Source organism: Micromonospora narathiwatensis (genome assembly GCF_900089605.1).
GTDB lineage: Bacteria > Actinomycetota > Actinomycetes > Mycobacteriales > Micromonosporaceae > Micromonospora > Micromonospora narathiwatensis.
The window spans coordinates 3494397-3519061 of record NZ_LT594324.1 but is presented as its reverse complement, the minus strand read 5'-3'; the positions used below and the strand labels follow the sequence as shown (position 1 = coordinate 3519061).

Below are 24665 nucleotides of genomic sequence, written 5' to 3'. Positions count from 1 at the left end.
CCCGAGATCGCCCGGATCTCTGCCGAAACTGCTGTCCCGACCGGTTCAGCGACTGGCATGCTGGCCCCGTGCGGGGGACCGATGCCTGACCTGCTGACGTGGCTGCAGGGCCTGCCGGCCCCGCTGATCTACCTGGTCGCCGCGACGATCGTCGCTGGTGAGACCGGGGTGATCGTCGGACTGCTGGTGCCGGGTGAGGCGACCCTGCTGCTGGTCGGGTTCCTAGCGTACGCGGGGACGCTGCGGCTCGTCCCAACGCTACTGGTGATGACGGCCGCCGCCGTGATCGGAGACACACTCGCCTTCCGGGCGGGCCGCCGGTACGGGCCCAGGCTGCGCGGTTCCGGCCTCGGTGCCCGGATCGGCGCCGACCGGTGGCGGCGGGCCGACTCTCTGCTCAAGCGGCTCGGCGGTCGCGGCGTCCTGGCCGCCCGCTGGGTGGCCGTCGCCCGCACCCTGGCGCCCCGGTTGGCCGGCGCGGCGGGCCTGCCGTACCGGCGGTTCGCGCCGTGGGACCTGGCCGGGGTGGCCAGCTGGGTCAGCGCGTCCGTGCTGGCCGGGTACGTCGCCGGCGAGTCGTACCAGCAGGTCTCCCGGCTGCTTGGCCAGGCCACCGGCGCGGTGCTGCTCCTGCTGCTCTGCCTGGCCGCCGTGCTGCTGGCCGGCCGTTGGCTCGGCCGTAATCCCGACCCGGCGCGGGCGCTGGCCGCCCGGGCCGCCGCCCTGCGCCCGGTCCGCTGGCTGCGCGGCCGGTACGGGGTGCTGTTCTTCCTGATCGCCGGGCGGGTCGGGGCGGCCTGGACGTTGCTGCTCAATCTGGCCGTCGGTCTGCTGCTGCTGTTCGCCGTCGGGCTGGCCGTCGCGGTGCTGCTGGAGGCGGTGGTCCGGCACAGCGGGCTGGCCGTGCTCGACGGGCTCATCGCCCACTGGTTCGCCGCCCGGCGTACCCCTGGGGTGGTGGACGTGGCGCTGGCCGTGGTCTCGGTGCTGCGCGGGTCGGTCCTGATCGTCGCGGTGGCGGTCGTCGCCGCGGTGCTGGCCTGGCGGAACCGGCCCTGGCGGGCGGACCTGCTCAGCGTGCTCGGCTCGGTGGGGGCGTTCGTGCCGCTGGTCGTGCTGGCCGTGGTCGCCGACCTGATCGGTCCGGGCGACGACCGGGCCCTCTTTCCCGCCCAGAACGCGGTGGTGACCGCGAGCTTCGGCACGCTGGCCTGGCTGCTGTCCCGGGGCGTGCGGTGGCCGGCGGCGGTGGCGGCGTGGACGGCCGCCGTCGCCGGGGTGCTCGCCGTCGGTGGCGCCCGCCTGTATCTGGGGTGGAGCACGGCCAGCGGCACCGCCACGTCGGTGCTGCTCGGCGCGGCCTGGACCATGGTGTTCATGGTCGCCTGGGCCACCCGGGACCGGGCGGTCCGCGCGGCCGGTCCGCCGTCCACAGCGGAGTCCGACAGTGCGGTGAGGTGACGTCGCGGTCCCGGTTGCACCCGCGCCGGCGGCGACGCGTGGCCCCCGGCGGCCTGTCGATCCTTGCTAAGGTGCGGCGGACAACCGTGGGGGAGGGTCTGATGCGTCGGGGAATCAGCCGATGGGCCACGGCGAGCACCGCACTGCTGCTGGCGGTCGGGATCGCCGGGTGCGGTGGCGAGGAACGCCCACCCCGAGAGGTGGCCGTCGACCTGCCCAGCGAGGTGCCCGTCGACGTTCTGGCCGACCAGCCGACCGAGGCGGCGCCGCCGGCGGTGGAGGCGATGGGCGTGGCGCCCAGCACCAAGCCCAGCCCGAGCGCCACGCCGACGGCGAAGGCCAAGCCGAAGCCCACCCGGACGTCCACGGCGCCGCTCGCCAAGCCGAAGCCGCCGACCGAGACCCGGGTCCCGCCGCCCCAGCCGAAGCCGGCGTCGAGCGGCTGCCAGCACAGCTACAAGGGCACCCAGGCGACCGTCAGCCAGGTGAAGTCGGCCCTGTCGGACGCGGCCGCGCGGACGTACTGGCCGACTTCGGCGCCCGACATCAAGATCCCGCTGAACCTGGTCAAGGCCACGGCCTGGCAGGAGAGCGGCTGGCAGTCCAACGTCGTGGCCTGCGACGGCGGCATCGGCCTGATGCAGGTCATGCCGGCCACCGCGGACTGGATGAACCAGCGTTTCGGCCAGTCGTACGACATCAACGACTACCGGGACAACGCCTACCTGGGGGCGAACTACCTCGCCTGGCTCACCAAGTACATCGGCGACATGTACTTCGAGTCGGACTACCGGCTGGACGCCGCGCTGTGCACCAGCGAGCTGAACTCGTGCCTGCTCAACGCGGTCATCTCGGCGTACAACTACGGGCACAACGCGGTGGCCCGGGAGGGCCAGCCGCTCGCCGTCCCGAACCCGCAGTACGTGGAGAACGTGCGGTCGTTGATGACCACGTGCAAGTGCCTGAGCTACTGATCTGTCGCGCCGAGGGGCCCCGGCCGAGCGCCGGGGCCCCTCGGTGTACGGCGGTCAGTCCCGGGCGCCGGACGGCTGGGCGGGCACCGCTTCGGCCGGGGCGTCGGGTACGCGCCGGATCCGGCCCGGCCACCAGAACCGGTCGCCGAGCACGAACGCCAGCGCCGGGACCAGCACCGTGCGGACCAGCAGGGTGTCGAGCAGTACGCCCAGGCAGACGATGATCCCGATCTGGGTGAGCGTGATCAGCGGGAGTACGCCGAGCACGGCGAAGACCGCCGCGAGCAGCACCCCGGCGCTGGTGATCACCCCGCCGGTGACCCGTAGCGCCGAGCGCATGCCGTCCCGGGTGCCGGTGCGGCGGGCGTCCTCGCGGGCCCGGGTGACCAGGAAGATGTTGTAGTCCACGCCGAGGGCCACCAGGAACACGAAGGCGAGCAGCAGCACGCCACTGTCCAGCGCCGGGAAGCCCAGCACGTGGTCGAAGAGCAGCCACGCCGCGCCGAGGCTGGCGAAGAACGAGGCGATGACGGTGAGCACCAGCAGGATCGGGGCCAGCAGGCCGCGCAGCAGCAGCACCAGCACCGCCCCGACGAGCAGCAGGATGACCGGCAGGATCAGCCGTAGGTCCTTCGTGTCCGCCCGCTGCGCGTCGTAGCCGGCGGCGACCGTGCCGCCGACCACCGCGCCGTGCGGAGCGTCGGCGCCGGCGACCGGGGGTGGCGCGGAGTCCGGTACGGCGGCGACGGCGTCGCGCAGCGCCGCCACGGTCCGGTCCGAGGCGGCGGTGCCGGGCTCGGCGGTGAGCACCACGTCGAGTTGGGCGACCCGGTCGCCGACCGGGCCGGGCCGGACGGTGTCGACCCCGTCGACCGTCCCGGCGGCGGCCAGCACCGCCTGCGCCGCGCCGGGATTGGTGAGCACGGCGACCGGCTGGGTGATCCCGGCCGGGAAGGCCCGCGCGAGGGTCTCCGCCCCGGCCACCGCCTCCGGTTTCACCCGGAACCGCTCGGTCTCCGACAGCCCGGTGCGCACGCCCAGGCCGCCCAGGGCCAGGCCGGCGAGGAGCAGTGTGGCGAGCGCCGCGACCGGCACCGGCCGGCGGACGACGGCGGCGCCGAGGCGGCCCCACAGCCGGCCCTCCCGCGTCGGGCCGCCGACCCGGGGTACGAGCGGCCAGAACAGCCGCCGCCCGAGCAGCACCAGGGCGGCGGGGAGCACGAACAGCGCCGAGAGCATGGCGAACAGGACGCCGATGGCGCAGGCGACCGCGAGCGCCCGGTTGGTTTCCCGCTCGGACAGCAGCAGGGTGAGCACGCCGAGGACGACGGTGGCGCCGCTGGCCAGGATCGGTTCGGCGGTACGGCGCAGGGCGGCCCGCATGGCGGCGAACCGGTCCGCCTCGCGGCGCAGTTCCTCCCGGTAGCGGGCGATCAGCAGCAGGGCGTAGTCGGTGGCGGCGCCGAACACGAGCACGCTCGCGATGCCGGTGACCTGGCCCGGCTGGAGGTGGATGCCGAGCGCCGGCACGATCGTGTCGACGGCGCGCTGGGTGAGCTGCTCGGTCGCGGCGACCACCAGCAGCGGCACGAGCCACAGGAACGGGCTGCGGTAGGTGACGAGCAGCAGCAGGGCGACGACGGTGGCGGTCACCGCGAGCAATGTGACGTCGGCGCCGTCGAAGACCTTGGTGAGGTCGGCGGTGAAGGCCGGCGCGCCGGTGACGGCCACGGTCAGCGGGTGGGGCAGGTCGGCCACCGCGGCACGCAGCCGGGCGACCTCGTCGACCACGGCCTGCTGGCCGTCGGCGGTGGACAGCGGTACGGCGAGGAGGGCCACGGTGCCGTCGGGGGAGACCTGCGGCGGTCCGACCCGGCCGTCGGCGGCGAGTCGGGCCAGCGCGGCCGACCGGTCGGCGAGGGTGGCCCGGTCGGCCTCGGTCAGCGGGGTCCGGTCGGCGCGGCTGACCACGACGACGGCGGGCTGGACGTGGCCGGAGGGCAGGTCCCGCTGGAGGCGTTCGACCTGCGTCGACTGCCACCGCGCGGACAGGCCGGTGGCCGAGACGGGGGTGGGGTTGTCGGGCTCGGGCAGCCCGAAGACGAACGCGCCGACGACGAGCGCGGCGGCGACGGTGAGCCAGGCGGCCAGCCGGCCCCGGGCGACGCGGGTGAACAGTGCCATCGGTTGCCCTCACGTGATCGCCGGCGGAGATTACTCTCGCCAGGCAAGTATCTTGATAGCCGAGATTATCGGCGACTGCTCTATGCTGCAACCGGACCGGTCGGACAGGGGGCATCGGCGAGACGTGGCACCACAGGGCGGATATCGGCGGCCGGACGACCGGCGCGCGCAGATGATCGCGGACATCACCAACGACCTGCGGCGCTACTCAGTGGACGCGCAGCACGTCGGGCAGGCGTTCGCCGGCCTGCACAAGCTCAACGCCACCGACCTGCAAGCGCTGATCGCCGTGATGGACGCCGAACTGCTCGGCGACCCGATCACCCCGGGGCGCCTCGGGGAGCAGCTCGACCTCTCCTCCGGCTCGGTGACCGCGCTGATCGATCGGCTGGAACGGGCCGGCCACATCCGGCGTGACCGGGACACCGCCGACCGCCGCAAGGTGTTCCTGCGCTACGCCGACCAGGGCGCCGCCCTGGCCCGCAGCTTCTTCGCCCCGCTCGGCCGCCGCAACGACCGGGTGATGGCCCGGTTCAGCGACGAGGAACTGGCGACCGTGCACCGGTTCATGGCCGAGATGGTGGTCTCGATCCGGGAGCACCGCGACGTCGTCCGCGGGGCCCGCGGCGAGCCGGCCCGACGGGCGGGCGGCGCCGAACCCGGACCGTCGTCGGACTGACCGTGGACCGGCTCCTCACCCGGCTCGCCAGCGCCGCGCTGCGGCTGCCCGCCGCCCGCACCCGGCGGATCACGGTGACCCGGGACATCCCGGTCCGGGTCCGCGACGGCGTGGCGCTGCGCACCGACCACTACGCCCCGGACCTGCCGGGCGCGCCCACCGTGCTGATCCGCACCCCGTACGGGCGGGGCGGGCCGATGCGGCTGCTGGGCCGGCTCGCCGCCGAACGCGGCTACCACGTGGTGATCCAGTCCTGCCGGGGCACGCACGGCTCCGGTGGTGCGTTCGCACCGCTGGTGCACGAGCGCGACGACGGGCTGGACACCCTCGACTGGCTGCGCCGGCAGCGCTGGTGGTCCGGGGCGTTCGGCATGTTCGGCGCCAGCTACCAGGGCTTCGTGCAGTGGGCGCTCGCCGCCGAGGCGGCCGACGAACTGCGCGCGATGGTCGCCGTGGCGACCGCCTCGGCCACCCGGGACTCGACGTACGCGGGTGAGTCGTTCGCCCTGGACACCGTGCTGACCTGGGCGGAGCTGCTCCAGGCGCAGACCGTGCCGTGGCTGGCCCGGCAGTGGGAGCTGCGGCGGGGACAGCCGCGGCTGGCCCGGGCGCTGACCCACCTGCCGCTGGCCGAGGCCGACCGGATCGCCACCGGGGTCACCGTGCCGTTCTTCCAGGAGTGGCTGCGCCACCACACCCCCGACGCCGACTACTGGCGGTCCCGGGTCTTCGGTGACCGGATCGCCGAGGTACGCGCGCCGGTGCTGATGCTCAGCGGCTGGCAGGACATCTTCCTCCCGGCCCAGCTCGACGACTACGTCCGGCTGCGCGCGGCCGGCGCCCGGCCGCGGCTGACCGTCGGCCCGTGGACCCACGGCAGCCCGGGGCTGCTCGTGGCGGCCCTCCGCACGGGCCTCGACTGGCTCGACGAGCACCTGGCCGGCCGCCCGACGCCGCCCCGCGCCCCGGTACGGGTGCACGTCGGCGGCGACGGCGGCGGCTGGCGGGACCTGCCCGACTGGCCCCCGCCGGCGGTGCCGACCCGGTGGCACCTGCACGCCGACCGGGCCCTCGGCACCACCGCGCCGATCCCGTCCCCACCCGACCGGATCTGGTACGACCCGGCCGACCCCACCCCGTCGCTCGGCGGGCCGCTCCTGGTCGCCCAGCGGGCCGGCAAGGTGGACAACCGGCCGGTGGAGGCCCGGCCGGACGTGTTGACCTACACCAGTGCCCCGCTGGACGCGCCGGTCGAGGTGGTCGGCCCGGTCCGCGCCGAGGTGCACGTCCGCAGCGAGTTGTCCTACCTGGACGTCTTCGTGCGGCTCTGCGACGTGGATCGCCGGGGACGGTCGTGGAACGTCTGCGACGGCCTGGTCCGGGTCGCCCCCGGCCGCTTCCCGACCGACCCGTCCGGTGTGGTCCGGGTGCCGCTCACCCTCTGGCCGGCCGCGCACCGCTTCGCGCCCGGGCACCGGCTACGCGTCCAGGTCTCCGGTGGCGCCCATCCGCGCTACGCGCGCAACCCCGGAACGGGAGAACCGCTCGGCACCGCCGTCACTCTTCGTGCCGGATGGCGGGAGATCCTGCATGACCCCGCGCACCCGTCGGCCATTGTGCTCCCCCACGCGCAGCCGCCGCCCGCCCCTCGACCTTAGTTCCAGATAGTGCCTCTGACCTGGGCGTGTCTTCAACTGTGTGGATATTCTCGGTGCAACTGCCCGGTGCCGTGCACTAACCCGGCCAGACGCGTCCCTGGCTCGGACAACTTCACGTTGAGTGACCCCGCGTCCGATCGGGCGAACGATCCGGAAAGGGGGATCCCATGACACGGGCTCCGGAAAATCTGTTGGCCGTCCGCAACCTTCTGCTCACCTATCTCAACGTCGACAAGAACGTCGTCCGCCCCGACGATCTCGAACCCGGAGAGGTCGGCATCGTCGGTGACGCAAACCACCGCGGCGGATACCACTGCGGCTCCGACCGGGTGGTGCGCAACGACTACTCGGTGGTCGAGTCCACCCGGGACTCCTCCGGGTTGACCCTCGACGCGTCCGCCCTCGACGTGGGCATGTTCTCGATCCGCTCCGGCGGTGCCACCAACAACCTGCGCACCTTCTCCACCTGGTGCGTGGCGCAGTGCGTCGCCGGCGCCGCGGACACCGGGGACATCCGGGAAATCATCTACTCACCGGACGGCAGAACCGTGAAGCGCTGGGATCGGCTGCGCAAACGCACGACCGGTGACAGCAGCCACCTGTTCCACACCCACTTCAGCTTCTTCCGCGACTCCACCAAGGCGAACCGGGACCAGACCCCGCTGTTCCGCCGCTACCTCACCGCGATCGGCCTGATCGCCCCAGTGAAACCGGAGATCGACATGGAACAGACCGACAAGCTCGTCAACGACACCGGAAACAAGAACCGCACCGTCGGCAACGTGCTGGCCGACCTGGAGAACCTGCGCAACTGGCTCATCTCACCGGCCAACACGACCGGCCTGATAAACCCGCCCCAGCCGGGGTCACCGCTGCAGCAGATTCTCACCATGGCGAAGAGCTGGCCGGACCTCGTCGCCCAGGTTACCGCGCTGTCCAACAAGGACTTCACCGACGAGCAGCAGATCGTCAACGGCGTACTCGCCGGGCTGCCGGCGGAGAAGATCGCCGCGGCGATCCCACCCCAGGTGGCCAAGGATGTCGCCGACGAACTGTCCCGGCGGCTGACCTCCTGACCGGGGCGTCCGGCCGGCGGGGCGGCTGCCGCGCCGCACCGCCCGGACGCCCTCGGCGTACCGGTGCGAGCGTGACGTCGCCGCCGCCGTGAGCATGCGCTGCGACGGCGGTCGGGCCTCCGACCGCCGTCGCCGGCACGGAACTACAGCGGGTGGACGTTGTCCGCCTGCGGACCCTTCTGCCCCTGGGTCACCTCGAACTCGACCTTCTGGCCCTCCTGCAGCTCCCGGTAGCCGCTGCTCTGGATGGCCGAGTAGTGGACGAACACGTCCGGCCCCCCGCCGTCCTGCTCAATGAAGCCGAAGCCCTTTTCCGAGTTGAACCACTTGACCGTGCCGGTTGCCATGCGTCTCTCCCTGTTCAATGCGGGTGAGCACCGGCCGCGGCCGATGCTCGCCCTGTACCTTCCCGACAGTAACCGCCCGAACCGGGATCCGCTGGCGGAAGTGCCGGCGCGCCCCGTGAATACGCGCCGAGCCGGGAAAATCCCCCCGCGACCGGCCGGCGCCCGGCATGCTTGCCCCGGTGGGGGCACACACGGCGCTGGCCGACCTGGAACGGGAGATCGCCGTGCCCGGCGGCGGCCCGGACCGCCTCCGGCTGGTCGCCCCGCCGTTCGTGCCCGAGGTACGGCTGCACCTCGCCGAGGACGCGATCCTCTGGTGGGCCCGGATGGAGGCGGCGGCCGGCCGTTCGCTGCCGCCGCCGTACTGGGCCTCGGTCTGGGCCGGCGGGCAGGCGCTCGCCCGCCACCTGCTCGACCACCCCGAACTGGCCGCCGGCCGGCGGGTGCTCGACCTGGCCGCCGGATCCGGGCTGGTGGCGATCGCCGCCGCGCTCGCCGGCGCCGACCGGGTGGTCGCCAACGACATCGACCCGTACGCGGTCGCTGCCGTCACCGTCAACGCGCGGGCCAACCGGGTGGACGTGGCGGCCACCGGCGACGACCTGCTCGACGCCACCGTGCCGACCGACCTGCTGCTGGCCGGCGACGTGCTCTACGAGGCGGCGCTGGCCGAGCGGGTGCTGCCGTTCCTGCAACGCGCCGCCGACCGGGGCGTCGAGGTGCTGGTCGGCGACCCGGACCGGGGGCACCTGCCACCCGACCGGCTGGAGGTGGTCGCCAGCTACCCGGTGCCCACCACCGAGCCTTCGGTGGACTCCCCGGTACGCCGGGTCCAGGTGCTGCGCCCCCGCTGAGCGCAACGTCGGCTCCCGCAGACCCCGAGACGGAATCAGGGGACGGTGGGGGATCCGACCGGATGTGTGCGCGGTCGGTTGCTGAGTATGGTGCGCGGCATGACGGATCTGCTGGCCCGGATCGGGGATCTGCCCACCAGCCTGCTGATGGGGATGCTCGGCCTGGTCATGCTCGCCGACGCCGTACCCCTGCTCGGCGTGCTGGTGCCCGGCGACGCCGCCGTGCTCGCCGCGGTCGCCGGAGGCCGACCGGCGACCGGGCCGGCCACCGTCGCGGCCGTGATGGCCGGCTGCCTCACCGGCTGGTCGTTGAGCTTCCTGGCCGGGCGACACTGGGGCGAGCGGCTGCGGCGCAGCCGGGTGGGCGGCTGGATCGGCGAGTCGCGCTGGGCCGCCGCCGAGGCGATCCTGCAGCGTGGCGGCGGCCGGATGGTGCTGGTGGCGCCGTTCCTGCCGGTGTTCAACGCGCTGCTGCCCCTGGCCGCCGGCGGGCTGCGGATGCCGTACCGCAGGTTCGTGTCGTGCGCGGCGCTCGGCGCGGCGCTCTGGGCCGGCCTCTACGTGCTGCTCGGCACCACCGCGCGGGCGCTGACCGGGCTGCTGCCCGGGGCACCGAACCCGGCGTGGCTCACCATGGCGGTCGGGCTGCTGCTCGCCGGTCCGGTGCTGCTCGGCGCCCGGCGCCGGCTCCGTGCGGTGACCGGCGCGGGCGCCCCCTGACCGGCGGGGCCGGTCACCAGCCGCGGGCCCGCCACTGCGGCAGCGCGGGCCGCTCGGCGCCGAGGGTGCTGTCCTTGCCGTGCCCCGGGTAGAACCACGTCTCGTCCGGCAGCCGGTCGAACAGCTTCTGCTCGACATCGTCGACGAGCTGCCCGAACCGTTCCGGGTCCTGGTCGGTGTTGCCGACTCCGCCGGGAAACAGCGAATCGCCGGTGAACAGGTGCGGAACGCCGGCCGGGTCACGGTAGAGCAGCGCGATCGAACCCGGGGTGTGTCCCCTGAGGTGGATCACCTCCAGGGCGCAGTTCCCGACCGCGACCGTGTCGCCCTCGCGCAGCGGCTCGACGTCGATCGGCAGCCCCTCGGCGTCGTCGGCGTGCGCCAGCGCCCGGGCGCCGGTCTTGGCTACGACCTCCTCCAGGGCCACCCAGTGGTCCATGTGCCGGTGCGTGGTGACCACCGCGGCCAGGCCGCCGTCGCCGACCAGGTCGAGCAGGCGGGGCGCCTCGTTCGCGGCGTCGATCAGCACCTGCTCGCCGCCGTCGCGGCAGCGCAGCAGGTAGGCGTTGTTGTCCATCGGCCCCACCGACACCTTGGTGACGGTGAGCCGGTCGAGTTCGCGGAAGGCCGGCGGGCCGCCGGGCGTGACGTCTCCGGTGTAGGGCATGACCACTCTTATATCCATCCTGGCGGGGTTGGCAGGGGACCGTCGGGAGTGACGGAGAGCACCTCGCCGGCGCTGCGGCCGATCAGCCAGGCGGCGAGTTCCGGCGCGGCGCCGGTGATCGTGGGCGCCCCCGCGGGCTCGCCCACGACGATCTCGTGGCGGACGCCGTCGAAGCGCAGCACCATGGCCGGCGCTTCGGGATCGTCGGCCAGCCCGGTCGCCACCTCGTGCAGCAGTCGCTGGGCGAACGCGTCCGGCCAGTCGCCCGGCCGGTAGCCGGCGGCCAGGTCGACGTGGTGCACCTCGACCTCGCGCAGTCGCCCCCAGACCAGCGTGGCCGCCGGCCACGGGCCGCGCCGGGTCTGCACGGTGGCCGCCCACGCCTCGACCGGCATCGCGTCGACCGCCGCCGCGAACCGTTCCGCGCTGCGGCGCAGATCGTCGAGAAGGTCGGCCGGCGCCCGGCCGGCCCCGGCCTCGATGTCCGTGGCCCGGGCCTCGGCGCTGGCGTACATCGGGATGGGCTCGCCGGTGCGGGCGGCGGTGAGCAGGTTGACGAAGCCGTCGGCGTTGCGGGCCAGGTGGGCCAGCACATGGCCGCGGGTCCAGCCCGGCAGCGGGGAGGCAGCGGCGACGTCCGCGGCGTCGAAGGCGGCCACGGTACGCAGCAGCCGGTCCGTGGCGGCGTCCACCTCGCCGGTCAGCAACAGCGGATCACTGGTCACGGCAACACCTCCTCGCAAGACCGACCCTAGTGGTTGCGAGACCGCCGCGTCGCCGGGGAAATCGCTTTCGGCGCGTCGACGGGCCGCCTACCGTCTGCATCGAACGCGGCACCGGGAGTCGGAGTGGAGGTGGTGAGCATGCCGGTCGTAGCACGCGTGTTCCGCCATGAATCCCCTCGACACCGATGAGGACCCCATGACACTCGACCTGACCGCCCTCGGCTGGGACGCCGACCGGGCGGCGCACGTACGACCACACACCGAACACCGCCCGGGCCGGGTGGCCCGGGTCGACCGCGGCGTCTGCACCGTGCTGCGGCCGGAGGGTCCGGTGCGGGCCAGCCTCGGCGGGGCGGTGCTGGCCGCCGCGGCCCGCGACCTGACCGCGCTGCCCTGCGCCGGCGACTGGGTGCTGCTGGCCACCTGGCCGGACGGGCCGGTCACCGTCGAGACGGTGCTGCCGCGCCGTACCGCGCTGGTCCGGCGCACCGCCGGCAAGGACGCCAGCGGGCAGGTGCTCGCCGCCAACCTCGACGCCGCCGCGGTGATCGAGCCGGTGCACCCCGAGCCGGACGCCGAGCGGATCGAACGGCTGCTCTCCCTGGCCCACGAGTCCGGCGCGGAGCCGCTGGTCGTGCTCACCAAGGCTGACCTGGCGGCCGACCCGGCGGCGGTCGCCCGCCAGCTCGCCGCCGTCGCGCCCGGGGTGCCGGTGCTGCCGGTCAGCGCCGAGCGGGGCACCGGGCTGGACCCGCTGCGCCGGTACGTCGCGCCGGGGCGGACGCTCGGCCTGCTGGGGCCCTCCGGGGCGGGCAAGTCGAGCCTGGTGAACGCCCTTGCCGGGGCGGAGGTGATGCGTACCCAGGCGATCCGTCGCTCCGACGGCAAGGGCCGGCACACCACCACCTGGCGGGCGCTGGTGCCGATTCCCGGCGGGGGCGCGGTGCTGGACACCCCCGGTGTCCGGGCGGTCGGCCTGCTCGACGGTTCGGCCGGGCTGGACCGGGCCTTCGCCGACATCACCGACCTCGCCGCCGGCTGCCGGTACGCCGACTGCGCGCACGAGGCCGAGCCGGGCTGCGCGGTGCGGTCGGCCCTGGACAGCGGCGAGCTGACCGCCCGGCGCTGGGAGAGCTGGCGCCGGCTCCAGCGGGAGCTGTCGCACGAGAGCGGGCGCCGGGAGGCCCGGCTGGCCGCCGAGCGGCGGGGGAGCTGGCGGGGCGAGCGGCGGCGCAGGGCGCGTCCGGCGGCACCGCCGTCGCCCGGCGGATACTGAGTAAGAGTACGGTCGCGCCGACCCGCCCCGGGCCGGCGCGACCGGGCTGACCTGGTGGAATGTGCGCGCGACGAAAGTTGTCGTACGTCGGGGCTAGAGTTTCCGAGGCGTGTTTCCTGCGCCTCGACAACCTCGAAAACCGCTCAGACCGTCCTCCGAGCGGACAGATCCGCCTCACATTCTTCTTCCGGGAGTACACGGACCGTGGCCGACCGACTGATCATCCGTGGCGCGCGCGAGCACAACCTGCGTGACGTCAGTCTCGACCTGCCCCGGGACGCTCTGATCGTCTTCACCGGGCTGTCCGGGTCGGGCAAGTCGAGCCTGGCGTTCGACACCATCTTCGCCGAGGGCCAGCGGCGCTACGTGGAGTCACTGTCGTCGTACGCCCGGCAGTTCCTCGGCCAGATGGACAAGCCCGACGTCGACTTCATCGAGGGCCTCAGCCCCGCGGTCTCCATCGACCAGAAGTCCACCTCACGCAACCCGCGCTCCACCGTCGGCACCATCACCGAGGTCTACGACTACCTCCGGCTGCTCTTCGCCCGCGTCGGCGAGCCGCACTGCCCGGTCTGTGGGGAGCGGATCTCCCGGCAGAGCCCGCAGCAGATCGTCGACCGGGTGCTCGCCATGGCCGAGGGCACCCGGTTCATGGTGCTCGCCCCCGTGGTGCGCGGCCGCAAGGGGGAATACGTCGACCTGTTCGCCGAGCTTCAGGCCAAGGGCTACGCCAGGGCCCGGGTCGACGGCGTGGTGCACCCGCTGACCGAGCCGCCGAAGCTCAAGAAGCAGGAGAAGCACACCATCGAGGTGGTGATCGACCGGCTCAGCGTCAAGGCGAGCGCCAAGCAGCGGCTGACCGACTCGGTCGAGGCGGCGCTCGGCCTCTCCGGCGGCCTGGTGCTGCTCGACTTCGTGGAGCTGGCCGAGGACGACCCGGAGCGGGAGCGTCGCTTCTCCGAGCACCTGGCCTGCCCCAACGATCACCCCCTCGCCATCGAGGACCTGGAGCCCCGGGTCTTCTCCTTCAACGCCCCGTACGGCGCGTGCCCGGAGTGCACCGGGCTGGGCACCAAGAAGGAGGTCGACCCGGAGCTGGTGATCCCGGATCCGGAGCGCACCCTGCGTGACGGCGCCATCCAGCCCTGGTCGACCGGGCACAACCTGGAATACTTCCTCCGCCTGCTGGAGGCCCTCGGCGAGGCCGAGCACTTCGACCTGGACACCCCGTGGCGGGCGCTGCCGTCCCGGGCGCAGAAGACGATCCTGCACGGCTCCGACGACCAGGTGCACGTCCGCTACCGCAACAAGTACGGCCGCGAGCGCTCCTACTACACCGGCTTCGAGGGCGTGGTGCAGTGGATCGAGCGCCGTCACACGGACACCGAGTCGGAGTGGTCGCGGGACAAGTACGAGGGCTACATGCGGGACGTGCCCTGCGCGGCCTGCGGCGGCACCCGGCTCAAGCCGGAGGTGCTCGCGGTCACGGTGGCCGGCAAGAGCATCGCCGAGGTGTGCAACCTGTCCGTCGGCGAGGCGGCCGAGCTGCTTGCCGGCATCGAGCTGACCGACCGGCAGAAGATGATCGCCGAGCGGGTGCTCAAGGAGATCAACGCCCGGCTGCGGTTCCTGCTCGACGTCGGGCTGGACTACCTCTCCCTGGACCGTCCGGCGGGCACCCTCTCCGGCGGCGAGGCGCAGCGCATCCGGCTGGCCACCCAGATCGGCTCCGGCCTGGTCGGCGTCCTGTACGTGCTCGACGAGCCGTCCATCGGCCTGCACCAGCGGGACAACCACCGGCTGATCGAGACACTGCTGCGGCTGCGTGGGCTGGGCAACACGCTGATCGTGGTCGAGCACGACGAGGACACCATCCGGGTCGCCGACTGGATCGTCGACATCGGGCCGGGCGCCGGCGAGCACGGCGGCCGGATCGTGCACAGCGGCTCGGTGCCGGCCCTGCTGGAGAACGAGGAGTCGGTCACCGGGGCGTACCTGTCCGGGCGCAGGGAGATCCCGACGCCGAGGCAGCGCCGCCCGCAGACCCCGGAGCGTGAGCTGGTGGTGCACGGGGCGCGCGAGCACAACCTGCGCAACCTCACCGTGTCCTTCCCGCTCGGCCAGCTCATCGCGGTCACCGGGGTCAGCGGCTCCGGCAAGTCGACCCTGGTCAACGACATCCTGCACGCGGTCCTGGCCAACCAGATCAACGGCGCCCGGCTGGTGCCCGGCCGGCACACCCGGATCACCGGGCTGGAGCACGTGGACAAGGTCGTCGGCGTCGACCAGTCGCCGATCGGGCGTACGCCGCGGTCGAACCCGGCCACCTACACCGGTGTCTGGGACCACATCCGCAAGCTCTTCGCCGAGACCACCGAGGCCAAGGTCCGGGGGTACGGCCCGGGCCGGTTCTCGTTCAACGTCAAGGGCGGCCGTTGCGAGGCGTGCTCCGGCGACGGCACCCTGAAGATCGAGATGAACTTCCTGCCGGACGTCTACGTCCCGTGCGAGGTGTGCAAGGGCGCCCGGTACAACCGGGAGACCCTGGAGGTGCACTACAAGGGCCGCACGGTCGCCGAGGTGCTGGACATGCCGATCGAGGAGGCGGCCGAGTTCTTCTCCGCCATCCCGGCCATCCACCGGCACCTCAGGACGCTTGTCGACGTGGGCCTCGGGTACGTCCGGCTCGGCCAGCCCGCCCCGACGCTCTCGGGCGGCGAGGCGCAGCGCGTCAAGCTCGCCTCGGAGCTGCAGAAGCGCTCCACCGGCCGGACGGTCTACGTGCTCGACGAGCCGACCACGGGCCTGCACTTCGAGGACATCCGCAAGCTGCTGATGGTTCTGGAGGGCCTGGTCGACAAGGGCAACACGGTGATCACCATCGAGCACAACCTCGACGTGATCAAGACGGCCGACTGGATCATCGACATGGGGCCGGAGGGCGGCCACCGGGGCGGCACGGTGCTCGCCACCGGCACCCCGGAGGAGGTCGCCGAGGTGCCGGAGAGCCACACCGGCCAGTTCCTGCGCCCGATGCTCAAGCTCGACGGCGCGGCCAAGGGCGCCAAGGCGGCCACCACCCGGGCGGCGAAGGCCAACGGCGGGGCCGCGAAGCCGCGTACCCGAAAGGTGCCGGCCGGGGCGCGCTGAGCGACGGGATACGACGGGCGGGCCGGGTGCCGGTTCGCCCGTCAGACCGCGATTTCGTGACGCTGCAGTATGAACCGTGCGGCACAGTGATCCGTGTTCAAAACTGTAGCCGTACGCCGCGCCCGACGCGGCGGCGAGAGAGAGGCCGGACATGAGTGACGATGAGGCGCTGACCGGACCGGGTACGCAGACCCGGCGGGCACTGCTGGCGGGCGCCGGCGCGGTCGGCGCGGCCGTGGTGCTGGCCGCCTGCGGCAGCGACGACGAGACGAGCCCGGGTGCCGCCGGCCCCACCAGCGGCGGCCCGGGCGCGACCGCCGGTGTCGGCGACGCCGGGGGCGGCAACCGGGACAGCATCGGTCCGCTCACCCGCACCACCGACATCCCGGTCGGCGGCGGGGCGGTGTTCGCCAGCAAGGGCGTGGTCATCACCCAGCCGGTGGCGGGCCAGTTCAAGGGCTTCGACCCGATCTGCACCCACCAGGGCTGCCCGGTGTCGAACGTCGACGGCGGCACCATCAACTGCACCTGCCACAACAGCCGCTTCTCGATCGTCGACGGGTCCGTCAAGCAGGGCCCCGCCACCCGGCCCCTCGCCCCGAAGAACATCAAGGTCACCGGCGACCAGATCACGCTGGCCTGACCGCTGCCTGCGGCGTCCCTGCCCCGCCTGTCCGCTGCCGGGCGGGCGCGCGGCGGCGGTGGGGTGTCGGTGGTGCGGACTAGGCTTGCGACGTGGCTGACCCCTCGACCTACCGACCCGCACCTGGCACCATCCCGGAGTCGCCGGGGGTCTACCGCTTCCGCGACGGCACCGGCCGGGTGATCTACGTCGGCAAGGCGCGGAGCCTGCGCAGCCGACTCAACTCCTACTTCGCCGACCCGGTCAACCTGCACCAGCGCACCCGGCAGATGGTCTTCACCGCCGAGTCGGTGGACTGGATCACCGTGGCCACCGAGGTGGAGGCGCTCCAGCAGGAATACACCTGGATCAAGCAGTACGACCCGAGGTTCAACGTCCGCTACCGCGACGACAAGTCGTACCCGTACCTGGCGGTGACCCTCGACGAGGAGTTCCCGCGGTTGCAGGTGATGCGCGGCGCCAAGCGCAAGGGGGTGCGCTACTTCGGGCCGTACTCGCACGCCTGGGCGATCCGCGAGACGCTGGACCTGCTGTTGCGCGTCTTCCCGGCGCGGACCTGCTCCTCCGGCGTGTTCAAACGGGCCGGCCAGGTCGGCCGTCCCTGCCTGCTGGGCTACATCGGCAAGTGCTCCGCGCCGTGCGTCGGGAGCGTGACCGCCGAGCGGCACCGGGAGATCGTCGACGGGTTCTGCGACTTCATGGCCGGCCGCACCGACACCATGGTCCGCAGGCTCGAACGGGAGATGCAGGAGGCCAGCGAGGGGCTGGAGTTCGAGCGGGCCGCCCGGCTGCGGGACGACGTCGCCGCGCTGCGCCGGGCCATGGAGAAGCAGACGGTGGTGCTCGGCGACGGCACCGACGCCGACGTGGTGGCCTTCGCCGAGGATCCGCTCGAAGCCGCGGTCCAGGTCTTCCACGTCCGCGACGGGCGGGTACGGGGCCAGCGCGGCTGGGTGGTGGAGAAGACCGAGGAGTTGACCACCGGCGACCTGGTCCACCATTTCTGCACCCAGGTCTACGGCGGCGAGCAGGGCGAGGCCGACGTGCCCCGCGAGTTGCTCGTGCCCGAGTTGCCCGGCGACGTCGACGCGCTCGCCGACTGGCTCACCGCCCGTCGGGGGAGTCGGGTGTCGCTGCGCGTCCCGCAGCGCGGCGACAAGCGGTCGCTGCTGGAGACGGTGGAACGCAACGCGAACGACGCGCTCGCCCGGCACAAGCTCAAGCGGGCCGGCGACCTGACCACCCGCAGCAAGGCCCTCGACGAGATCGCCGACGCGCTCGGCATGCGTACCTCGCCGCTGCGCATCGAGTGTTTCGACGTCTCCCAGATCCAGGGCACCGACGTCGTCGCCAGCATGGTCGTCTTCGAGGACGGGCTGCCCCGCAAGAGCGAGTACCGCCGGTTCATCGTCCGGGGCGCCACCGACGACCTCTCCGCCATGTCGGAGGTGCTGCGCCGGCGCTTCGCCCGCTACCTCGACGCCCGCGCCGAGACCGGGGAGATCGGCGAGGAGACCGCCGGCGACCCGGACCGGCCCGGCATCGACCCCACCACCGGGCGGCCACGCAAGTTCGCGTACCCGCCGCAGCTGGTCGTGGTCGACGGTGGCGCGCCGCAGGTGGCGGTGGCCGCGCAGGCCCTCGCCGAGCTGGGCATCGACGACGTGGCGCTCTGCGGACTGGCGAAGCGGCTGGAGGAGGTCTGGCTGCCCGACGACGAGTTCCCGATCATCCTGCCGCGCACCTCGGAGGCGCTCTACCTGCTGCAACGGGTACGCGACGAGGCGCACCGGTTTGCCATCACCTTCCACCGGCAGCGGCGCTCGAAGCGGATGACGGAGTCGGCGCTGGACAACATCCCCGGGCTGGGCGAGGTGCGCCGTAAGGCCCTGTTACGGCACTTCGGCTCGCTCAAGCGGCTCTCCGTCGCCACCGTCGAGGAGATCACCGAGGTTCCCGGTGTCGGCCGCCGGACCGCCGAGGCGATCCTGGCCGCCCTCGACGGGGACGCCAAGCCGACCCCCACCCCCTGACGGCCCCAGCGGCGCTGATGTGGCGAGGTTGGCCAGGTTGGGCCAGCCAGGTCGGCGAGGTGGCGGGTTCGGCCGACAGGTTTACCGCCGTATCGGCGACCTGGCTCGCCCAACGGCGGCGCCCGCTCAGGGTCGGTGGTGGGCTGAAGGGCCCATCGGTCGTCTTGCCCGGTTCGGCGTTTGGGCAAAATGTGCCCGGGCATCCGGTTGTGCGGGTAATGGCCAGGTGGCCGGGGGTGCTCGGCGGAATGACGGCCGGGCCGGGGGCGTTGAACATGGCTGACCGCGCCGGATCTCCGGCCCGCCAGCACGATGGGGCCCCGGCCGCGGCGGAATGACCGGCCAGCCCCGGTCGTTACATCCCCGGGACCGCCGAGCAGGCCCACTGGCCGCCCGGTCCCTGCCAAGACTTCCCCCCTTCGCGGCATCCACCGCACCCCCCTTTGCGGGCTGCCGCGTATCCCCCGAACAGGAAGGCTTCATCATGCGTACCGACATCCTGCGCAAGACCGTCCTGACCGCTGCTGGCGTCGCCGCCACCGCCGGTGGCATCGCCGGCCCCGCCGTCGCCGCCCACGCCGCCGACAGCAAGCCGGCCCAGCGTGAGCTCAACGTCCGCTACGAGGCGCAGCCCAACTTCTACTACTGCGGCCCCGCCGCCACCCGCAACGCCCTCTCCGTCCAGGGCAAGGACATCAACGTCGACGCCATGGCCAAGGAGATGGGCACCACCGAGAACGGCACCAACAGCATCAACGACATCACACCGGTGCTGAACAAGGAGACCGGTCGCAACGCCTACCACAGCACCGAGATGCCGGTCGACAAGGTCGACGTCAAGCACGTCGAGCAGCTGCGCGCCGACGTCGTGAAGGCCGTGGACGACGGCCGCGCCGTGGTGGCCAACATCGCGGGCACCGCGACCGACACCGACGGCAACACCCACTCCTTCGAGGGCGGCCACTACATCAGCGTGGTGGGCTACCGCGACGGTGGGAAGACCGTGACGATCGCCGACTCGGCCAACCCGAACATGGCCTCGTACCAGATGGACGTGGACGCCCTGGCGCACTGGATCGCCAGCCGCGGCTACAGCTCCTGACCCGAGGCAGTGACGAAGGGCCCGACCCCGAACGGGGGTCGGGCCCTTCGGCGTCTCGGTGGCGTGCTCACCCCTCCGCGAGTACGGCGAGGATCTGCTCGCCGTACTTGGCGAGCTTGTTCTCGCCGACGCCGCTGACCCGGGACAGCTCGGCCAGCGAGGCCGGAGCCTCGGTGGCGATCTGCCGCAGGGTCGCGTCGTGGAAGATGACGTACGCCGGCACGCCCTGCTCCTTGGCGCTGGCCGCCCGCCAGGCCCGCAGCCGCTCGAAGACCGGCGCCGCGTCGGGGGCGAGTTCGGCGACGGCGGTGGCCGCGCCCCGGGGCTTCGCCGACCGGGTCGACACCGGCTTCTCCGGCTCCCGCCGCATGGTGACCGCACGCCGGCGGCCCAGCACCTCGGCGCTCGCCTCGGTCAGCGCCAGGGTGCCGTAGTCGCCCTCGACCGCCAGCAGGCCCTCGGCGAGCAGTTGCCGCACCACGCCCCGCCACTCCGCCTCGCGCAGCTCGCTGCCGATGCCGAACGTGGACAGCGAGTCGTGGCCGTGCTGGTCGATCTTGTCGGTGCGCTTGCCGAGCAGGATGTCGATGCTGTGCCCGGCGCCGAACCGCTGGTTGCGCTCGCGGTCCAGCCGGTAGACGGTGGAGAGCAGCTTCTGCGCGGCGACCGTGCCGTCCCAGGACTCGGGCGGCTCCAGGCAGGTGTCGCAGTTGCCGCAGCCGGCCGTGCCGGTCTCGCCGAAGTATTCGAGGAGCTGCGCCCGGCGGCAGCGCACCGTCTCGCAGAGGGCCAGCATCGCGTCGAGGTGGGCGGCCAGGTTGCGCCGGTGCGCCAGGTCGCCCTCCGAGGTCTCGATCATCTTGCGCTGCTGGACCACGTCCTGGAGGCCGTACGCCAGCCACGCGGTCGACGGCAGCCCGTCCCGCCCGGCCCGGCCGGTCTCCTGGTAGTAGCCCTCCACCGATTTCGGCAGGTCGAGATGGGCGACGAAGCGCACGTCGGGCTTGTCGATGCCCATGCCGAACGCGATGGTGGCGACCATGACCAGGCCGTCCTCGCGCAGGAAGCGCTGTTGGTTGGCCGCCCGGGTGGCCGCGTCCAGCCCGGCGTGGTACGGCAGCGCCGGCACGCCGTTGGCCACCAGGAAGTCGGCGGTCTTCTCCACCGAGGCGCGGGACAGGCAGTAGACGATCCCGGCGTCGCCGGGGTGCTCGTCGCGCAGCAGGCTCAGCAGCTGCTTGCGCGGCTCCCGCTTCGGCACGATCCGGTACTGGATGTTGGGCCGGTCGAAGCTGGCCACGAAGTGGCGGGCCTCGGTGAGCTGGAGCCGGGTGGCGATCTCGGTGCGGGTGGCCCCGGTGGCGGTGGCGGTCAGCGCGATCCGCGGCACCCCCGGCCACCGCTCGTGCAGCATCGAGAGGTTGAGGTAGTCGGGGCGGAAGTCGTGCCCCCACTGGGAGACGCAGTGCGCCTCGTCGATGGCGAACAGCGCGATCCGCCCGCGTTCGAGCAGGGCGACGGTGGAGCGGACGGCGAGCGCCTCCGGGGCGAGGTAGAGCAGGTCCAGCTCCCCGGCGAGGAAGGCCGTCTCCACCCGCCGCCGTTCGGTGAGATCCTGGGTCGAGTTGAGGAACCCGGCGCGGACGCCGACCGCGGTGAGCGCGTCGACCTGGTCCTGCATGAGCGCGATCAGCGGGGAGACCACCACCGCGACGCCGTCGCGGACCAGCGCGGGGATCTGGTAGCAGAGCGACTTGCCGCCCCCGGTCGGCATCAGCACCAGCGCGTCGCCGCCGGCCACCACGTGCTCGACGACCTCCTGCTGGAAGCCCCGGAAGGCGTCGTAGCCGAACACCCGGCGCAGCACCCGCAGGGCGTCCTCGGTCCGCTGATCGGTGGGGGAGACCATCCGCGCAGTCTACGAGCGCCCGCCGACAAGGCCCGGGCGCGGCGGGCGCGTGCCGAAGGTTGGGCGGGCGACCCGGCCGGGCTGTCGGCAGTACGACAGGCCGGGGGCAGTCACCGGCAAATCGGACAAGTTGCTGTTCCGGTCGTCACCCCGTGGAATCCCGTACGGGGGCGCAGCCGTTAGAGTCGCTGACTGACCACGCGCGGCCGACCGGCCGCGGCGCCACGGCTTGGGGGTGTAACGGGTGAGCGAGGCGCGCACGGCGGGAGACCTGGTGCCGACCGGTACGGAGACAGCCCTGGGCGGGCCGGCGCCGGCCGAGGCGGACACCACCCTGGTGGTGGTCACCGGCCTCTCCGGCGGCGGCCGGAGCACCGTGGCCCGGGCGCTGGAGAACGTCGGCTTCTACGTGGTCGACAACCTGCCCCAGGCCCTCATGCTCGACATGGCCGAGCTGGCCTTCAAGGCCGGCGGCGCGGCCCGGCGTACGGCGATGGTGCTGGACGTGCGCTCGCGCGCCTTCTCCACCGACCTGGCCGGGGCGATCCGGGAGCTGCGCGAGCGTGGCTTCCAGCCCCGGGTGGTCTTCGTCGACGCCGACGACGAGGTGCTGATCCGCCGGTTCGAGAGCGTCCGGCGCTCCCACCCGTTGCAGGGCGACGGGCGGCTGGCCGACGGGATCGCCGTCGAGCGCGCCCTGCTGGAGGAGGCCCGGGACCAGGCCGACGTGATCATCGACACCAGCCACCTCAACGTCAACCAGTTGCGGCGCCGGGTCGAGGAACTGTTCGGCGGGGAGGACTCCCGCCGGCTGCGGATCACCGTGCTGTCGTTCGGCTTCAAGTACGGCCTCCCCCCGGACGCCGACTTCGTGATGGACGCCCGGTTCCTGCCCAACCCGTACTGGGTGCCGGAGCTGCGCGAGCACACCGGGCGCGAGGAGGCGGTCAGCGCGTACGTGCTGGGCCAGGAGGGCGCCGAGGCATTCGTGGCCGGGTACGCCGACCTGGTCAACGCCACGACCGGCGGCTTCGAGCGGGAGGGCAAGCGCTACCTGACCGTCGCCGTCGGCTGCACCGGCGGCAAGCACCGCAGCGTCGCGATCGCCGAGGAACTGGCCGCCCGGCTGCGCCAGTCCGGCATTGCCGCGAACGCCCAGCACCGGGACCTGGGGCGGGAATGAGCCCGGCCAGGGTGGTCGCCTTCGGCGGCGGGCACGGGCTCTCGGCGTCCCTGCGGGCGCTGCGGCACTGCGTACCCGAGCTGGACCTGGACATCACCGCGGTGGTCACGGTGGGCGACGACGGCGGCTCCAGCGGCCGGTTGCGGGCCGAGCGCGGCGGGCTGCCCCCGGGTGATCTCCGGCAGGCGCTGGTCGCGCTGGCCGGCGACCACCCGGCCACCCGGCGCACCGCCGGCCTGTTCCAGCACCGGTTCGCCGCGGCGGGCCGGGTCGGCGCCGGCGGGGGAGCGGCCGACGCGCTCGCCGGGCACGCGGTCGGCAACCTGCTGCTGCACGGGCTGATGGAGCTGTTCGGCGACCCGGTGGCCGCGCTCGACCACGCCGGCGCGATGCTCGGCGCGGTCGGCCGGGTGCTGCCGATGTCGCGGCAGCCGGTCGACATCGAGGCCCGGGTGCGCGGTGCCGACCCGGACCACCCCGACGAGGTACGCGCGGTGCGTGGCCAGCACCAGGTGGCGGTCACCACCGGCCGGGTCGAGGCGCTGCGGCTCACCCCCGCCGCGCCGGCCGCCTGCGCCGAGGCGGTGGCCGCGGTACGCGAGGCCGACTGGTTGATCTTCGGGCCGGGCAGCTGGTACACCAGCGTGCTGCCGCACCTGCTGGTGCCGGGGCTGGCCGACGCGATCATCTCCAGCCCGGCGCGGCGGCTGGTGACGCTCAACCTGGTGGCGGAGAAGGAGACCCTGGGGCTCTCCCCGGCCGACCATCTGGACACCCTGCGGCGCTATCTGCCCGAGCTGAAGGTGGACATGGTGTTGGCCGACTCCAAGGCGGTGGGTGACCCCGTGGCGGTCGAAGGTGCGGCAGAATCGCTGGGTGCCCGGCTGGTCCTCGCCCCCATCGCCGTCCGCGACGGCACGCCCCGCCATGATCCGGCCGCCCTGGGCGCCGCGCTGGTGCCTGTCCTGGGCGCCGATCGTTAGACACGTACGTAATCACCGGCGACACGCCGGAACCGGTCCGTGAGGGGGCGCACTATGGCGATGACGGCTGCGGTCAAGGACGAGCTGAGTCGGGTCGACGTGCCCAAGCCCTGCTGTCGGCGGGCGGAGATGGCCGCCCTGCTGCGCTTCGCGGGCGGCCTGCACATCGTGTCGGGTCGTGTGGTGGTCGAGGCGGAGCTGGACACCGGCGCGGTCGCCCGGCGGCTCCGTCGGGAGATCGCCGAGGTCTACGGCTATCCGAGCGAGATCCACGTGCTCGCCTCCGGCGGGCTGCGCAAGGGCAGCCACTTCATCGTACGGGTGGTGAAGGACGGCGAGGCGCTGGCGCGGCAGACCGGCCTGCTGGATGTGCGCGGCCGCCCGGTGCGCGGGCTGCCGCCGCACGTGGTCGCCGCCAACGTCTGCTGCGCGGTCTCCGCCTGGCGGGGGGCGTTCATGGCGCACGGCTCGCTGACCGAGCCGGGCCGCTCCAGCGCGCTGGAGATCACCTGCCCGGGGCCGGAGTCGGCGCTCGCCCTGGTCGGCGCGGCCCGGCGGATCGGGATCACCGCCAAGAACCGCGAGGTGCGGGGCGTGGACCGGGTGGTGGTCAAGGACGGCGACGCGATCGCCGCCCTGCTCACCCGCATCGGGGCCCACTCCAGCGTGCTGGCCTGGGAGGAGCGGCGGGTGCGCCGCGAGGTGCGGGCCACCGCCAACCGGCTGGCCAACTTCGACGACGCCAACCTGCGCCGTTCGGCCCGGGCCGCGGTGGCCGCCGCCGCCCGGGTCACCCGGGCGCTGGAGATCCTCGCCGAGGACGCGCCCGACCACCTCACCTCGGCCGGGCGGCTGCGCCTGGAGCACCGGCAGGCCTCGCTGGAGGAACTGGGGGCGCTCGCCGAGCCGCCGCTGACCAAGGACGCCATCGCGGGCCGCATCCGCCGGCTGCTCGCGCTGGCCGACAAGCGGGCGCGGGACCTGGGCATCCCGGATACGGAAGCAGCCGTCACGCCCGACATGCTCGTGGTCTGATAGGAC

The 24665-nt window shown here is 73.3% G+C and carries 20 protein-coding genes; 15 read left to right on the top strand and 5 right to left on the bottom strand.

Features of this window, described 5'->3' with window-relative positions; genetic code table 11:
- Nucleotides 1–81: 81 nt before the first annotated feature.
- Complete coding sequence (locus tag GA0070621_RS14870) at nt 82–1461, top strand: DedA family protein (RefSeq protein ID WP_091202445.1); 1380 nt, start codon at nt 82–84, stop codon at nt 1459–1461.
- Between the two features lie 101 nt (nt 1462–1562).
- Nucleotides 1563–2435 (top strand): lytic transglycosylase domain-containing protein, encoded by an 873-nt coding sequence (locus tag GA0070621_RS14865; RefSeq protein ID WP_091195900.1) that lies wholly within the window; start codon nt 1563–1565, stop codon nt 2433–2435.
- Between the two features lie 54 nt (nt 2436–2489).
- Here GA0070621_RS14865 and GA0070621_RS14860 read toward each other — a convergent pair whose 3' ends face one another.
- Entirely contained in the window at nt 2490–4619 is a 2130-nt protein-coding gene (locus GA0070621_RS14860) for an MMPL family transporter (protein ID WP_091195897.1), read from the bottom strand.
- Nucleotides 4620–4701: 82 nt separating this feature from the next.
- Between GA0070621_RS14860 and GA0070621_RS14855 the strand changes: the two genes are divergently transcribed.
- The 3 genes from GA0070621_RS14855 to GA0070621_RS14845 all read left to right on the top strand — a co-directional run bounded on the left by GA0070621_RS14855 (nt 4702) and on the right by GA0070621_RS14845 (nt 8032).
- Nucleotides 4702–5298, top strand: a complete 597-nt coding sequence (locus GA0070621_RS14855; protein WP_157739997.1) for a MarR family winged helix-turn-helix transcriptional regulator — start codon at nt 4702–4704, stop codon at nt 5296–5298.
- A 2-nt stretch (nt 5299–5300) separates the two neighbouring features.
- Nucleotides 5301–6956, top strand: a complete 1656-nt coding sequence (locus GA0070621_RS14850) for a CocE/NonD family hydrolase (RefSeq protein WP_091195891.1) — start codon at nt 5301–5303, stop codon at nt 6954–6956.
- 167 nt (nt 6957–7123) lie between these two features.
- Nucleotides 7124–8032 (top strand): hypothetical protein, encoded by a 909-nt coding sequence (locus tag GA0070621_RS14845; RefSeq protein WP_091195889.1) that lies wholly within the window; start codon nt 7124–7126, stop codon nt 8030–8032.
- Between the two features lie 143 nt (nt 8033–8175).
- Here GA0070621_RS14845 and GA0070621_RS14840 read toward each other — a convergent pair whose 3' ends face one another.
- The gene (locus tag GA0070621_RS14840; RefSeq protein WP_091121867.1) at nt 8176–8379 is read right to left on the bottom strand and encodes a cold-shock protein; all 204 of its coding nucleotides are present in this window, start codon (nt 8377–8379) and stop codon (nt 8176–8178) included.
- A gap of 167 nt (nt 8380–8546) precedes the next feature.
- Between GA0070621_RS14840 and GA0070621_RS14835 the strand changes: the two genes are divergently transcribed.
- Together GA0070621_RS14835 and GA0070621_RS14830 are read left to right on the top strand one after the other, a co-directional pair.
- Nucleotides 8547–9233: a class I SAM-dependent methyltransferase gene (locus tag GA0070621_RS14835; protein ID WP_407940288.1), complete on the top strand. Its 687-nt coding sequence runs from the start codon at nt 8547–8549 to the stop codon at nt 9231–9233.
- Between the two features lie 99 nt (nt 9234–9332).
- The gene (locus GA0070621_RS14830; RefSeq protein ID WP_091202443.1) at nt 9333–9953 is read left to right on the top strand and encodes a DedA family protein; all 621 of its coding nucleotides are present in this window, start codon (nt 9333–9335) and stop codon (nt 9951–9953) included.
- A gap of 13 nt (nt 9954–9966) precedes the next feature.
- Here the strand turns inward: GA0070621_RS14830 and GA0070621_RS14825 are convergent, their stop codons facing one another.
- Nucleotides 9967–10620 carry an MBL fold metallo-hydrolase gene (locus GA0070621_RS14825; protein ID WP_091202442.1) on the bottom strand — a complete coding sequence of 218 codons (654 nt, stop codon included), beginning with the start codon at nt 10618–10620 and terminating at the stop codon, nt 9967–9969.
- An 8-nt stretch (nt 10621–10628) separates the two neighbouring features.
- Complete coding sequence (locus GA0070621_RS14820) at nt 10629–11345, bottom strand: maleylpyruvate isomerase family mycothiol-dependent enzyme (RefSeq protein WP_091195884.1); 717 nt, start codon at nt 11343–11345, stop codon at nt 10629–10631.
- Nucleotides 11346–11541: 196 nt separating this feature from the next.
- Here GA0070621_RS14820 and rsgA point away from each other — a divergent pair, with 196 nt between their 5' ends.
- From rsgA to GA0070621_RS14795, 5 genes are all read left to right on the top strand, one after another.
- Nucleotides 11542–12621, top strand: coding sequence for a ribosome small subunit-dependent GTPase A (rsgA, locus tag GA0070621_RS14815; protein WP_091195881.1), 1080 nt, complete (start codon nt 11542–11544; stop codon nt 12619–12621).
- Between the two features lie 204 nt (nt 12622–12825).
- On the top strand, nt 12826–15771 hold the full coding sequence (gene uvrA / locus GA0070621_RS14810; RefSeq protein WP_091195879.1) for an excinuclease ABC subunit UvrA: 2946 nt from the start codon (nt 12826–12828) through the stop codon (nt 15769–15771).
- Nucleotides 15772–15922: 151 nt separating this feature from the next.
- The gene (locus GA0070621_RS14805; RefSeq protein WP_091195876.1) at nt 15923–16414 is read left to right on the top strand and encodes a Rieske (2Fe-2S) protein; all 492 of its coding nucleotides are present in this window, start codon (nt 15923–15925) and stop codon (nt 16412–16414) included.
- 92 nt (nt 16415–16506) lie between these two features.
- Nucleotides 16507–18447, top strand: coding sequence for an excinuclease ABC subunit UvrC (gene uvrC / locus GA0070621_RS14800; RefSeq protein ID WP_091195873.1), 1941 nt, complete (start codon nt 16507–16509; stop codon nt 18445–18447).
- A gap of 484 nt (nt 18448–18931) precedes the next feature.
- Nucleotides 18932–19549 carry a C39 family peptidase gene (locus tag GA0070621_RS14795; protein WP_091195870.1) on the top strand — a complete coding sequence of 206 codons (618 nt, stop codon included), beginning with the start codon at nt 18932–18934 and terminating at the stop codon, nt 19547–19549.
- 67 nt (nt 19550–19616) lie between these two features.
- On the opposite strand, the gene recQ is transcribed toward GA0070621_RS14795, so the two are convergent.
- Nucleotides 19617–21458, bottom strand: a complete 1842-nt coding sequence (recQ, locus tag GA0070621_RS14790) for a DNA helicase RecQ (protein WP_091195867.1) — start codon at nt 21456–21458, stop codon at nt 19617–19619.
- Between the two features lie 274 nt (nt 21459–21732).
- Between recQ and rapZ the strand changes: the two genes are divergently transcribed.
- The 3 genes from rapZ to whiA are packed head-to-tail and all read left to right on the top strand — an operon-like array spanning nt 21733 to nt 24659.
- Nucleotides 21733–22641 (top strand): RNase adapter RapZ, encoded by a 909-nt coding sequence (gene rapZ / locus GA0070621_RS14785; protein ID WP_197674050.1) that lies wholly within the window; start codon nt 21733–21735, stop codon nt 22639–22641.
- Nucleotides 22638–23624: a gluconeogenesis factor YvcK family protein gene (locus GA0070621_RS14780; RefSeq protein WP_091195864.1), complete on the top strand. Its 987-nt coding sequence runs from the start codon at nt 22638–22640 to the stop codon at nt 23622–23624. The genes rapZ and GA0070621_RS14780 overlap by 4 nt, the downstream gene beginning before the upstream one ends.
- 54 nt (nt 23625–23678) lie before the next feature.
- Complete coding sequence (whiA, locus tag GA0070621_RS14775; RefSeq protein ID WP_091195860.1) at nt 23679–24659, top strand: DNA-binding protein WhiA; 981 nt, start codon at nt 23679–23681, stop codon at nt 24657–24659.
- The last annotated feature ends 6 nt before the right edge of the window (nt 24660–24665 follow it).